This is a genomic window from Bartonella sp. AP20NXHL, assembly GCF_042196165.1.
Lineage (GTDB): Bacteria > Pseudomonadota > Alphaproteobacteria > Rhizobiales > Rhizobiaceae > Bartonella.
Genome location: NZ_JBHIPV010000004.1, coordinates 55,475 through 69,241, shown reverse-complemented (window position 1 = coordinate 69,241; position 13,767 = coordinate 55,475). Strand labels below are relative to the sequence as shown.

Genomic DNA, 13,767 nt, shown 5'->3' with positions numbered 1-13,767 from the left:
CCCTGTCTTCCTCTGTTTATCAGTAGCGCCCCCAAGGAGGCATATTCCTAAACAAATATGCCCCCCCCTAAAACTGACTTCATCATATTCTCATATGCCCCCACTTAATATATTCTCTTTCCTCCTCCCCCCCCAAAGCATTTCACTGCTTATATATCGTAAGCGTCTTCTGAATGAACCGTAAGGAGAGCAGAACGCAATTTTTGCAAAGCCCTAGCTTCAATTTGACGCACGCGCTCTTTCGAGATTCCTAACTTTTCACCCAAAACTTCGAGAGTCGCCCCCTCTTCATTTAAGCGACGAAAGCGAATAATTTCCAACTCCCGTTCGTTGAGAATTTGCAACGCATCGTAAAGCCACTGTGTACGCCGTTGACCATCAATGACTTGCTCAATTAAAGCATCAGGAAGAGGACTATCATCCACCAAAACATCCATCTTAGCAATGGGATTATCACTGTTCTCAGAAACAGAAACACTCAAGGAATTATCAGAACTGGAAAAACGAAAATCCATCGTTTCAACATCGCGCACGGAAACGCCAAGCTTTTCAGCGATTGTGCGAAAAATATCCTGTTTTGACAAAGCACTATCATCTTGTATCAGTTTTGCACGCAAACGCCGAAGATTAAAGAAAAGTGCTTTTTGCGAAGAACTCGTTCCCCCTCGAACGATTGACCAATTTCGCAAAATATAATCTTGAATAGAAGCGCGTATCCACCACGTTGCATACGTTGAAAAACGCACTTCCCGATCAGGTTCAAAACGTGCAGCTGCTTCCAATAGTCCCACATACCCTTCTTGGACCAAATCTCCCAATGGCATTTTGAAACGTTTAAAGCGATTAGCAATAGCAATCACTAAACGCATATGAGCCGCTGCAATTTGATGCATGGCATCATCATCACGTTTGTCTTTCCACCGCAGAGCCAAATCATGCTCTTTTTGTCGTTCAAGATAAGGTGCTTGCATAGCAGAACGCATCATATTACGTCCTAAGCTTTTGTCTGCATCGCTATAATTTTTGCTGCTTTTATAAACAGCATTTGAAAGATTACCCATAATAACCCCTTGCGATTAAAATTATCAAAATTGATTTGGCAACGACATCATTGTTCTTTGCTTAAAAAGAACGCAAAAGTTGTTAACTTCTGTATCCACTACTTTAACGTGTAATTTTATAATCGCAATTGTTTTTTTTACTGTCATGGTAAAACTTCTTGTCATAAGACACAATTTCACCTGCAAAATGCCTTTACAACATGCCTTTTAGCCTATGAAATATTTGAAAAAACTTTCTCTCCACTTTTCATGACAAAACAGCAAAAAAAATAAAGTGATCACGCAAAACAAATGCTGTTTTTTGATAACCAATTCCGTTTCCTTTTAAATTGAAGAATTTATTCATGCTTTCAGCTTTACAATACAACTAATAAGTGTAATTTGCAAATATAAAGCATCTAAACTGAATGAAAACTGAATAAAAAAAGAATCATTCAAGTTTTAAAGGCGCAAAGAAACAGCAAAAAATGACAAGAGTGATTGAAGCAAACGCAACAAACGTGTTAAAGAAAGAGCACCATTATGAAATTGTCGCAAAAAGCTTTTGACCAGTGTCACACTGAGAAAGAAAATGATCATGGATAGCAAGATTGTTCAACAGAATGAGATTCTTCAAGATGATATTCTCATTGAAAAACACGGAAGGGGTAAATTTGAAGGTTTTCGTTTTTATGCCAACAAAAACAGTACCGATCAAATAGCTGAGAAGCAAATTTCAACAGAGAATGAGAATTTGATTCTTGCTTTTTCCAAACGCGCGACACGTTTTTGTGCTTGTGCAAATGGAGATTTTACCCTCAGTTCTGATGGAATTGTGCGCTGGATTGGTCAACCCGTAGGACAACTTGTAGCAACAGAAGATTTTTTCAAACCAAAACTGATTGTTTTAGCAGATGAACAACTCACGGGAGAATCCCGCAATAACGTTGTGAAGCGATTAGAACGCTTTGTCACCTTTCATTTTGAAACGACTTTAAAACCCCTGTTTGATTTGCGCAATGCTGATAATTTAACGGATTCAACAAACAGTCTTGCTTTACAACTTTTTAACTCTTTAGGGATTTTACCACGCCGCGAAGTTTTAGACATTGTCAAAAAACTTGCGCAAGAATCACGTGCCGTGCTTCGGCGTCTAGGCGTGCGTTTTGGCGCTTTTCACATCTATGTTGCCGGAATGCTTAAACCTGCTCCGGTTCAAGCCATTACTCTCCTGTGGAATCTTCAAAATGCGGGACAAGATCAAACTGGTTTGGGTGAAATTTTTTCAGCATTATCTGCTGGTCGAACCTCTTTGATTGTTGACCCTACCTATAACCGCCAATTTTATCAATTAGCCGGCTACCGAATCTTAGGACAACGTGCTGTACGGATTGATATTTTAGAACGTCTTGCCAATCTCATCCGCCCCGCACTTCATTGGAAACAAGGAAGTGATCCCAGACCCGATGGAGCCTATGATGGCAAAAGTTTTTTTGTTACACCAGCCATGATGTCCATTCTTGGGGCCAATGGAAATGATATGGAAGAAATCCTCAAAGGACTTGGTTATCAATCGTACAGCATAAGCAATACTGTTTTTGAACAAAATCTCTTTGCACACCAAGCCTCTTCCCCTGTCAATAGGACAATGCAAGATGTTCCTGCAGCAGAATGCGTTGGAAGTCAATGGCAAACAATAAGCGATTTAGAAACAACACGAGAAGAAAAAAATACCTCATACCCAAACACTTTATCCTCTGGTATTGAAAAACATCTCCATAAAACCAATCGTTTACCAGCAGCTGAACCTGTTGGGAATTTTGCCAAATCCCCTCGCTCTACAGAAGAAGGTAAAGTTATTTTATTATGGCATTATAAGCATCAATTTCACCACCACGCACAAAAAAAACATGATAAATTAGGAAATAAGTGGCAAAATAAATCGAAGAACGCTGTAAAAAAAGCGGAACACACAAATGAAAATTCCCCTCAAGAAGCACTATCACAAGCAAAACGCTCTCATAAGTTCCACAAATCCCAAGGAAAACATGCAAATCATAAGCCTTTTCACAAAGAAAAGCGCCTTAATCCTGATTCACCTTTTGCGAAACTAGCTGTACTACGCGATCAACTCACCAATCATAAAAACACGCACCCACTTTCCTCTAAAGAGAATTAAAGTAACAAATGGAGTTTGATCTTGACCCACGTAGTAACCGACAACTGCATTCACTGCAAATATACGGATTGCGTTGAAGTCTGCCCTGTTGATTGTTTTTATGAAGGGGAAAATATGCTTGTTATTCACCCCGATGAATGCATCGATTGTGGTGTTTGTGTGCCAGAATGCCCAGCAGAAGCGATTTTACCTGATACAGAACCAGGATTAGAAAAGTGGTTAGAACTTAATCTTCATTATGCAAACAAATGGCCTAATCTAACCACCCGAAAAGATCCCCTTTCTCAAGCAAAAGAAATGGATGGCGTTCCAAATAAATTAGAAAAGTATTTTTCAGAAAATCCAGGAAGTGGCGAAGAGTAATGATACAGTGTACACCCTCCTCCTTCAACGACTGAAAGACTTCTCTTGTAAAAATAAAAAAATCCTTAAGCGAAATGATTGATTCTTTTAAAGTTTGATGTTAGTGTTATTTTAACATGATCATCTTTCTAAGTATTTTTCTTTGCTTTTTACAGTAAAGCAATGTATTTTTTTTGGATTTAAAAGTACTCGGCTTTTATGCTCACTTAATTGGTACAATATACTTGGTTAAAGAAAACTCAACCCTCAGGTTTATAACCTGTTTTCCGATACATTTGTTGATCATAAGGGAGTAAACTAAAATATGGCATCCCAACATGGAACGTCTTCCAAGACCAAAGAATTTGCAACCTCTGAATATATCGTCTACCCTACACATGGAGTAGGACAAATTATAGCGATTGAAGATCAAGAAGTTGCAGGACATAAATTGAAACTTTTTGTCATTCATTTCGCGAAAGATAAGATGGATGTCAAAGTCCCCATTGCAAAAGCCCTTTCCGTTGGAATGCGTAAATTATCTGCGAGTGACTCTGTCGAACGTGCCTTAAAAGTTTTACGTGGAAAAGCACGTGTTAAACGGACCATGTGGTCACGTCGTGCACAAGAATATGATGCCAAAATCAACTCAGGAGATCTTATTTGTATCGCCGAAGTGGTCCGTGATCTTTTCCGCTCTAATCTACAACCTGAACAATCTTACTCTGAGCGCCAACTTTATACAGCTGCTCTTGAAAGAATGGCCCGCGAAATTGCGGTTATTAATAGTCTTTCTGAAACAGAAGCTATCAATCTCATAGAGATGCATCTCTCCAACAAGCCGGAACGCGAGTTTAAAACTGAGAGAGAAGAAACAGATGAAAACAGTAAAGCTGTCTACGCTGCATAATACACTCTCTCATCATAATGATGATATTTCGATAAAACCAGCGAAAAGCTGGTTTTATTTTTTAACATCCTCTCTGCCCTTAAGGACAAAGTTTCTTAACCAGCGCCAATCTATAAACAATCTAACTTTTCGACAAATTCCTCCTCATTTTCTTTCTTCATAGATAACAAACTGATTAATCATCATAATCTAGCATTATTCATATTAAATTAGAATCTTGAATATGGTAAGATTACTCATTTCAAATTGCTCTCATGTTGAATTAATCAAATCACTTGCTTGTCAATCATAAGCGAGGCTGATCTGTGGGTAAAAACTGTACAAAAAGAGCAAGACACTGTCTCAAGCACCAAAGGATATACCAACATTGGAATCTGGCAAAATGTGTAAGGCAGCAGGCTTGCTTTTTCATGAAGCGTAAAGATCATAGTGCCGTTTATACACTACACCGAGACTTTACCATTTACCCTTCTACAAAACCATTATAACATTCAAAAACGCCGTCATAAAATGGATGCCACAAATATTGAAAAATATTCCTTTTAAAAAACGCGTGACGGTACAACATAAGCATATTTTGTCGTGGGCGCTCTATTTTGCATGAGAAGCATTCCCCCATTAAAGAACGCGATAAAAAAAACATGAACTAAAACCATCATCTCCATTCTGTAAAAAGCATTCCAAATACTTTTGAAAGCAGTAAAGCTCACTTAAAAAATAGCAATAAAAATGAACGTTAGCATTGCCCTTTCAATTTTATATTTTTCCCAAATGAGGTTATATTCTCATTTCAGAGATTACGAGATATACGCAATATTCTTACTCCAATCGGACACATAAAATCTAGAATGATTCATAGAACTCTTAAAAGTCTCAATCTCTGTTTCAAACAAACCGCTAAAGATTGGATATTCTCAGCAGGAATTGTCCAGATATCATCTTCAATCTGATCTTCACGAATATGACGCAAAGGATTAGTATGAACGCCTGTCAGGATAAGCAAACGCAAAGCCAGTTGTGTTATGTTTTGTGTTTTACAGAGTAACTGATAAAAGGCAGGGACATCTTTCCAATCCATAGCTGGTTTATTTTGCGTTTTATGACGTTGTTTCCCTAAGAGCGCGCGTGCTTTTATCGTTGCTTGTAAATCAACATCCAAACCCTAATGCAACCGCATGTTTAAGACAAAGATTAAGACGCTTCAGTGCTGTCTGAGCTGTTCCAGCTTTTGCATGCCAAATGGGAGAAAGCGTATTGCGTATCTCAGTTTGCGTAATCTCTGAAACGGGCAGACAGCCTAATTTAGGGAGAATATAAAGGCGTAAGTGTAAAGACCAATCACAAGCCTCACCATCATTTTTTAATTCAGCTTTACGGCTTTCAAAAGCATCTAAAGCAATATTTTTTAAATAATGGAGATTGCGCATTGCCTCACGCTTTTGTTTCTCACGTTCTTTAATGGGATCACGCCCCTCACGTAAAACAGCCCGCCACCCAGTTGCCAATTCACGGGGTTTGTTTTAAAGAAACATCTCTCAAGGCACCCAAGCCCATTTCGCAGCCCCCGGAAAGGTATAACGGTAAATCCATTGACCACCCCCATCTCTTACGTTTGTGAAGAAGCAAGCCGGCACCATCGTTATATTTGTCAGCTCGTGGGTGTTGTGCTACAGCCCTTGGCTCTTAAGACAATTCATAAGAGTCCTTTCTTATACAAATTTTATCCACACACTCATCCCGCTTGTGACGTGCAAGCAAGTGGTTTTGATTGATTCTAGATAGAGAGATTTGAAATGAGTGAATCTTACGTTATTCGGGGTTCTAATTCAATATGAAAACAGTGAATTATATATATAAATCAATGTGTTGTCTAGTAATGAACAGATAACAAAAAAAATCATAAACTTAGGTAAGCACCACCATAAAATCACTCATAAACCAGCTATGAACTGGAGAGTCGTACCGGCTTTGATAAAATACTTTGCTCATCCCCATACACAACACATTTGGTTTTAAGTTTACTTATTTTTACAAGCTGTTCGCAACAAATCCCTTATATTCACAAAAATAAGAAAAATATATGGACAATTCTTAGTTCAAAAATATGAAAAGACAGCGTGATATTCATAGAAAAGTCTCATGTACCTTTATCAATTAAAAGCACTAAAGATCATTGAATGTGTACACCTTCTGTCTTGTAACGGTTGTCTCTTTTCTGCTCATAAGAAAGCACGCTGGCATCAGCATACACTTAATCCCAATGTTACAACAATTCTTACATTTGAAAGTATTCATTATAGACATTTTTTCCTTTTTTATAGAGTTTTTACTCACATACCATCCCCACTTGTGACCGAAAAGCAAGTGATTGTCATTGATTCAACATGAGAGAAATTTGAAATGAGAAAATCCTACGATAGACCTTCCATTCAAGGCGCAAAACAACAAATGATCTTTATAAATCAATGTGATGTCGATCTCTATTTTTTTAAGGAGAATCACATGTCACAATATAAGCCTATAGACAACCATTGCCTTAAATATTCTCATAAAAAACACCGATATGCTTAAAGCCTTACATAGATCAACTGCCTTAAACGATGATATTTTACGGTCTAATAGGATTCTCTCTATAATCAATAAAGATTAAGTGCGATACAAAATGATTCTATTACTGAGCTAACTTATATCAATACCCAAGCTCTTAACGAAGTCATCATAAAAGACACTGATACAAGTAGCCCTTTATAGCCTCTCAAGAAAACAAGAAAATCATCTCCCACAATAGAATCATTTCTCTACGGCAAAACTTTATCCCACATATGTTCCCAAGAAAAAGCGAAAAACGCATCTTACCCAATGCATTCACTAATGAATCAAGAGAAACTTACCACTGAAAGAGATAAAACGCTAAAGTTTTAACCACTAAAACGGAACGCCCACGATACATTCCCTGTTCCACATCGATAGAAGACGATGCAAGAGAACCTCAACATTCATCTTAAAGCGAAAATGCACGCCCCAAGCGTGCATTGATCGATGAAATAAAAGAAGTTCACCACTGGAAAAGAAAGAAAACGCTAAAGTTTTAACCTCTAAAACAGAACGTCCACGATACATTCCCTGTTCCACATCGATAGAAGACGATGCAAGGGAACCTCAACACTCATCTTAAAGCGAAAATGCACGCCCCAAGCATGCATTGATCGATGCAATAAAAGAAGTTCACCACTGGAAAAGAAAGAAAACGCTCAGTCTTTAACCACTAAAACGGAACGCCCACGATACATTCCCGTTTTCAAATCAATGTGATGAGGACGACGTAATTCACCAGAATTTTTATCTTCGATATAAGTCGGCGCCTTCAGAGCATCAGCCGAACGGCGCATGCCCCTCTTCGCTGGAGAGGTTTTTCGTTTAGGTACAGCCATAAAAAGACACTCCAAATCCATTAAAACAGAAAAAGCAATGTCAAAAATGACAATGCTTCATTTAAAAACACTATAAAATTTTAAGATATTATACACTGATAAAAAAGAAGAGGCAATGTCAAAATGATCCTCCTCTTACTAAAAATGACCTTCTTGTTATCAAAAATGGTGTCACAATAATCAAAGGAATATCAAAAACACTGCAAAATTTGAGAATTTTATACACCAATGAAAGCTTTTTTATAAGACCTTCATTCAATTTTTATTTGGTTTAAAAAGGAATTTGCGCATACAGTAGAGATACGGATAAAAAGAGAAGTTGATTTTTAATAAAAAACGACGCCAATTTATGAAAACAAGAAAAAGCGACAACCTTTCTCTTTAAACTTCATAATTTCATTTTTGTAAAAACAAAGGAAGCAAGAATGCACGAATTTACCACCCTTCTTGCAAAACATAGAGACACCGTTGAAAAGCGGCTTGATACCCTGTTAAGTGATCAAATCCAAAATGGTGAAATTTCACGCCCTAAAAACTTAATCAAAGCCATGCGTTATGGTGTGCTGAACGGTGGAAAACGCTTGCGTCCTTTTCTTGTAATTCAAAGTGCTGCACTTTTTGATGTCCCTGTAGAACATTCTCTTGATGTTGCATGTGCCTTAGAATGTATCCATTGTTATTCGCTCATTCATGATGATCTTCCCGCTATGGATAACGATATACTCCGGCGTGGAAAACCCACTGTCCATGTAGCATTTGATGAAGCAACAGCAATTCTAGCAGGCAATGCCCTCTTAACATTTGCCTTTGAAATTATTGCTCATAAAGCTAGTATTTTATCTACAGATATTAGAATCAAGCTGATCACGTCTCTTGCACAATCGGCAGGGCTTGGCGGTATGTTAGGTGGACAAATGCTGGACCTTGAAGCTGAAAAAAGACCGCAAGAAAGTACTGACATTATCACTCTACAACACATGAAAACAGCAGCCCTGATAAGCTTTGCTTGCCAAGCAGGTGCCATCATTGGCAATGCATCTAAAGAATTAACTGAAAAGCTTACTGATTTTGGTACCTATCTTGGTTTAGCCTTTCAATTAACCGATGACCTTCTTGATGTCACCGCCAACACGCAAACCCTAGGAAAAACGGCTGGGAAAGATGAAACGGCACAAAAAGCCACTTTTGTTCATCTTTACGGCATTAAAGAAACCCAAAAAAAGCGAGATACACTCATCAGTAAAGCAGAAGCATTCTTACATCCTTTTGGCGCTAAAGCACTCCCCCTCCAACAAGCAGCACACTTTAGTGCAATACGCCAAAATTAAACTTCATCCGCCATATTGTACACCATCATATTTATTGAATGCATAATAGACTTTTCAAAGAAACGTTACCATTAATCTCCATTATAGTCCTTATCATGAAATGGGTGCGACAAATCTTGAGAAGAATTTCATTAAAACAAGCCGCGTGAATTTATAACACAAATGCATTCTGGGTATCCTATTTTGCATGAAAAATGCCTTCCATTAAAGAATGAAAGAAAATGTGAAACAATGCGCAATCACTATGCTTTAAAAGATATTACCGTAGATGCTTTAAAGCCAAATAAAAAACGACCGAAAGAGGAAAACTCGTTTTCTCCTTTATGTCTTTAATCTTCTAACGATAAGGCAAAAAATAAACAGAATAAGTATAAAACAAGGCATTTTATAAACCCGTAAAAAACAATAAAAGAAGTACAATGCTCTAAGTAAATGCCCTCAGTAGAGAATCGTAATTTTTATGCCTTTCCACGCTATCTTGTTGTAGAAGATCAAATATGCTTACATTCTGTAAATTCACTCGTGTATTGCTTGCTCTCTAAAAACACTTTTACAAAAGTGCTCGTTGTTTAGTTTAAGCATCATTTTTTTGAAGCTCGTATTTAAAATATCAGAAAAAAATGAACATAATGGCTATTTTGATTTTTATGCCACCCTCAAAGAACAAAGTCTTTTAACCTAATCTGCTCTGTAAACAGTCTAGTTTCCTACCGAGTAGGTTTCTCTCGCTTTCCACGCATGCGATTCACTTAAACTAAAGACGCAATAAACAAGACTTAAGAATATTCACCATGCACTTCTTAAAATACTTAATGTATCAAACAGGCTACCTTCACCACCCCTCAAATGACAGTATGTTACGGCATAACAGGATAAATAAAACCACTAATTTCAATAGAACGAAAAACCAAAGCAGTATTATTACCGATCTCTCTTTTCTTAGCAAGAAAGATATAACACATTGATTTATAATGATAATTCGTGGTTGTTCAACTTGAATAAGAACCCTGAATATCATAAGATTCTCTCATTTCAAATCTGTGTATGTTAAATCAATCAAAATCACTTGCTTGCACGTCACAAGCGGGAAAAGCCGTGTGGGGCAAAACATCAAAGAAAAGACTAAAAAATGCCTCTTATGAACCGTCTTAAAAGCCAAGGGCTGTCCGCAACATTAGGGGCTAGCAAAGTGAATGATTGTGTCGGCATGCTCCTTCAAAAGCAGAAACATTTTTATTTACAAAAGTGTGTAATAACTTCAATTGAATAATAATCATGATCACTGTACAACTTTAATTCGTCACACTCTTTATCTCGTTTATTCAATTCATCGCATAAAAAGAGAATTGATAAGATTAAACAGAGAATGATCATTGCAACAGAAAGATAAAGAAAATCCTTATTATTATATATAATAGCGCAATCTAATTTGTGATAAGTAGTTTTTTCAATCCAAGTGCAAATTTCCTCCTTCAAGTGAAATTTTCTTATTAAAATGAAGAGCATCATTGTAAGTGAGCCTATACCTGTTGTAAAAGCTGGAAAATATGTCCACCTTTTGAAGCCATAATAAAAAAACATGCAACATGGCCAAGAAAATGCCGCGATTATCAAGAGTATTATAGCCATTTAATATCCTTCGAGAGAATTTTACCCATTACCCATTAAATGTCATTTGTAAATTCTTCTTGGTTTCATCATGTCATATATCGTGTTTAGCTCTATGCAAAAACGCGCTATTTGTTTAGTATTGTCATCATGACCAGCTCTCATACTAGACACAAGGTCAATAATTTGTATTGTTGGGCTAATACCATTTCCACTTGAAGAATTAAGAAATTTTTTCGCATAATCAATCATGGGGTCGGTAGAATTCATAGACATATTATAAGCCCAAATAAAATCGCTTTCTCTCCAATTATAGTCATTCCGCAAACTGCTTATGACATTAGGTAACATTGCCCATGACATCTCCTCATTATAATCACCGCGCAATAAATTAACAAAACGTCCACATAAAACAATAAGTATGTGACGATGCCATATAATATCAAATTTGGGCGCTATATTCTGATAGCCACGGCTATAGACGAAATTTCTTGCTTGTTCCTGCTTTTGAAAATGTTCAAAAGCCTCGTATTTTTCACTTATATATTCTTCGTAAAGGTTATTGTACTGCTCTAGACTATCTACGCGCGTACATCCCAACAACACGGATACAAAAAAAAGAGTTATAAATGTTACAATATGCGTTATGGATAACGATTTCACCGCTTTATCTTTTAATAACTACAATTTGTACAGCCTAACAGATTCCTATCAAATATATCAATATGTGCTGGTTTCTTGTGGCTTATTTATAGCAAATTGTACTCAACAATATTTCTGTACTTGATTTTATTCCCTCTCAAAGAGGGGGCTGTCATTCAAAGTTTCTATAGATAAGTTTATTATCTGGATAAGAGTATTTTCTAACATCAGAAAATACAAAGCTAACGCCACAACCAAAGAGAAAATACTCAAAAATGAGCTATAATGAGAATGAAAAATGTAAGAAAATATCTCAACAAGATGATTGATATTTTAAAGGAGGCAATGGTAAAATCCGCTAAATATACCAACAATAAAATAGATCATCAAAATATCAAAATCGATCATAAGGGAATTCTTATGAGGACAGGCTATAAATTGTCCGACTGTTTAAATTAGCTCTAATGAGATAAAGTGTTACCAGCAAGTAACCAATGAAAATGGGGAAAACTGCTCCATCACCATTCCTTAATAAGCATATAATCCAGCACAATCATTTTCTTTATCAGCGTCCAATCTTATCAGCAACTCTTGGCGCAATATTCATGAGCAGCATTTTTATTTCCTTTTTAACGATTATTATGCCACGCCCACTTATAACGACAAGCGGATGACTTTGATTACTTCAACATACATAGATTTTAAATAAGAGTAACTGACACTATTCAGCTTTCTCATTCAACATGCAAAAACAACGATGTGCCTTAATAAATAAAAGCATTGCCCCACTATGAAACCCTATAAAACACGTATCGTAATAAGTTAATATTTTCACTGAACTTTTTTGAGAGTTCCTTCTAAAAAAAATACCGCCAACAAGTAAATCAATAAATAAATAGCAAAAATATAAACGAGTGAGAAAAAGCCAAATATATTGACCATATACGCACTCATGTAAAAAAATACCAATAAGCTAAATCTCCCAACGGTTGACAAGAAAGATTCATATGTAGCCCTGAAATGATCACTAATACTATCATGCAAAACAACTTCTACACGAAGATATGTATACTTAATGAGATAAAAAATCATACAGACTAAAATGACAGCCATTTCTTTTCTTGGTTCAAAGAAAGCAACGGTAAAAATCAGTGAAGCTGAAAGAAACAACAGTAAAATAAAATTCACTCTTTCACTTAGTTTTGTAAAGAGAAAACTAGCCAAGAGCTGAGAGAACAATATCAGTGAAAATGTCACACCAAGATCAAAATAAGTGACATTAATATTATGATCTTTAAATATCCACTGCCAATACTGCGAGAATATATTGAAAAAGATCAATGAAAAATAAAAGCATGAAGAGATATAAGGAACTTTAATAAAAATAGATAACATCTCCTTAGCTTCACAAATGAGAGAATTCGCTTTATTTGGTTTTTTCTCCCCCTTCAAGTCATCAAGAAAAAACAAACCAAATAGTGTTGTCATCAACATTAAAAACGCCGCGATATACCATATATATTGGCTAGAATAATCAGCAAAATATGCCCCGATTAAACTGAATATAAACATGCCGATGTAATTATATTGAGAGCTGGAACCAAGCACTTTTTTAGTGGATGTCACTTTTGCTTTTGCATATTGAACAAGTAAAGCATTATAAGCCCCAGCAATTAATGTTAGCGATAAGGCATTAAAAGTTTCTGCCAAAAGAAAACCATAAAAGCTTGTAGAAAATCCCATGAGAAAGAGCCATGTAGCAGCAAAAGCAGCTGCCAAAACGATCGATATTTTATAACTTTTTCGATCAGCAAAATATCCCAGAGGAATATCGGTAACCATCATAATAAAAGCCTGAAACGACTTAATGACACCTATATCAATAAGCGTTAAGCCTTTTTCAAGCATATAAAAGACAATAAAGGCGCCAGTTAAAATCCTTATACCATTAAATAAAAAGCCAAACGCTAATATACTTGTCATGCATTCCCCCAATAACGCCCAAAAAGGCACCCGTATACATCATTTTATATCAATATAAAAGCTTACATTTTACGACAAATAGGACTATAATCGCTATAAGGATTTCCAATCCTATCAATTTGATACCCCAAAAAATGCTGGGAAAATGCCTGAAAAATCAATAAACAATGTTCTTTCTATAATTTGATATTTGAAGAATCCGTTAAATATTTTACTGTCTCAAGAGCAGCCAAAAAACCAGCAACAACATTTACGGATCTATTAAAGTATTCATATCGTTTTGCTTAATAGTCTTAACACACTC

General features: G+C 36.3%; 9 protein-coding genes and 1 pseudogene. 4 read left to right on the top strand and 6 right to left on the bottom strand.

The annotated features are described in order from the left end of the window. Positions 1 to 149: 149 nt before the first annotated feature. Positions 150 to 1,061: an RNA polymerase factor sigma-32 gene (locus tag ACFILL_RS03470; RefSeq protein ID WP_015856975.1), complete on the bottom strand. Its 912-nt coding sequence runs from the start codon at positions 1,059 to 1,061 to the stop codon at positions 150 to 152. Positions 1,062 to 1,638: 577 nt separating this feature from the next. On the opposite strand from ACFILL_RS03470, the gene ACFILL_RS03465 reads away from it, so the two are divergent. The 3 genes from ACFILL_RS03465 to ACFILL_RS03455 all read left to right on the top strand — a co-directional run bounded on the left by ACFILL_RS03465 (position 1,639) and on the right by ACFILL_RS03455 (position 4,471). After that, positions 1,639 to 3,219 carry a hypothetical protein gene (locus ACFILL_RS03465; RefSeq protein ID WP_375643252.1) on the top strand — a complete coding sequence of 527 codons (1,581 nt, stop codon included), beginning with the start codon at positions 1,639 to 1,641 and terminating at the stop codon, positions 3,217 to 3,219. Positions 3,220 to 3,240: 21 nt separating this feature from the next. Further along, a complete protein-coding gene (gene fdxA, locus ACFILL_RS03460; protein WP_273790498.1) occupies positions 3,241 to 3,582 on the top strand; it encodes a ferredoxin FdxA in 342 nt (113 codons plus the stop codon). Positions 3,583 to 3,886: 304 nt separating this feature from the next. Then, positions 3,887 to 4,471 (top strand): CarD family transcriptional regulator, encoded by a 585-nt coding sequence (locus ACFILL_RS03455; protein ID WP_273790499.1) that lies wholly within the window; start codon positions 3,887 to 3,889, stop codon positions 4,469 to 4,471. Between the two features lie 904 nt (positions 4,472 to 5,375). Here ACFILL_RS03455 and ACFILL_RS03450 read toward each other — a convergent pair. From ACFILL_RS03450 to rpmF, 3 genes and pseudogenes are all read right to left on the bottom strand, one after another. Next, positions 5,376 to 6,097 (bottom strand): annotated as a pseudogene (locus ACFILL_RS03450) (tyrosine-type recombinase/integrase); the annotation flags it as partial. A gap of 1,299 nt (positions 6,098 to 7,396) precedes the next feature. Beyond that, a complete protein-coding gene (locus tag ACFILL_RS03445) occupies positions 7,397 to 7,591 on the bottom strand; it encodes a hypothetical protein (protein ID WP_375643250.1) in 195 nt (64 codons plus the stop codon). Between the two features lie 131 nt (positions 7,592 to 7,722). After that, complete coding sequence (gene rpmF, locus ACFILL_RS03440) at positions 7,723 to 7,902, bottom strand: 50S ribosomal protein L32 (RefSeq protein WP_005774555.1); 180 nt, start codon at positions 7,900 to 7,902, stop codon at positions 7,723 to 7,725. Between the two features lie 425 nt (positions 7,903 to 8,327). On the opposite strand from rpmF, the gene ACFILL_RS03435 reads away from it, so the two are divergent. After that, positions 8,328 to 9,230 carry a polyprenyl synthetase family protein gene (locus ACFILL_RS03435; RefSeq protein ID WP_273790503.1) on the top strand — a complete coding sequence of 301 codons (903 nt, stop codon included), beginning with the start codon at positions 8,328 to 8,330 and terminating at the stop codon, positions 9,228 to 9,230. 1,671 nt (positions 9,231 to 10,901) lie between these two features. Here the strand turns inward: ACFILL_RS03435 and ACFILL_RS03430 are convergent. Both ACFILL_RS03430 and ACFILL_RS03425 read right to left on the bottom strand, forming a co-directional pair. Further along, positions 10,902 to 11,501 (bottom strand): hypothetical protein, encoded by a 600-nt coding sequence (locus ACFILL_RS03430; protein ID WP_375643249.1) that lies wholly within the window; start codon positions 11,499 to 11,501, stop codon positions 10,902 to 10,904. Between the two features lie 810 nt (positions 11,502 to 12,311). Continuing rightward, entirely contained in the window at positions 12,312 to 13,388 is a 1,077-nt protein-coding gene (locus ACFILL_RS03425; RefSeq protein ID WP_375643314.1) for an MFS transporter, read from the bottom strand. Positions 13,389 to 13,767 lie beyond the last annotated feature (379 nt).

Bases quoted from the DNA above. Each gene is read 5' to 3' on its own strand.
- ACFILL_RS03470 (WP_015856975.1), bottom strand. From the start codon at position 1,061: ATGGGTAATCTTTCAAATGCTGTTTATAAAAGCAGCAAAAATTATAGC.
- ACFILL_RS03465 (WP_375643252.1), top strand. From the start codon at position 1,639: ATGGATAGCAAGATTGTTCAACAGAATGAGATTCTTCAAGATGATATT.
- ACFILL_RS03455 (WP_273790499.1), top strand. From the start codon at position 3,887: ATGGCATCCCAACATGGAACGTCTTCCAAGACCAAAGAATTTGCAACC.
- ACFILL_RS03445 (WP_375643250.1), bottom strand. From the start codon at position 7,591: ATGTATCGTGGACGTTCTGTTTTAGAGGTTAAAACTTTAGCGTTTTCT.
- rpmF (WP_005774555.1), bottom strand. From the start codon at position 7,902: ATGGCTGTACCTAAACGAAAAACCTCTCCAGCGAAGAGGGGCATGCGC.
- ACFILL_RS03435 (WP_273790503.1), top strand. From the start codon at position 8,328: ATGCACGAATTTACCACCCTTCTTGCAAAACATAGAGACACCGTTGAA.
- ACFILL_RS03425 (WP_375643314.1), bottom strand. From the start codon at position 13,388: ATGCTTGAAAAAGGCTTAACGCTTATTGATATAGGTGTCATTAAGTCG.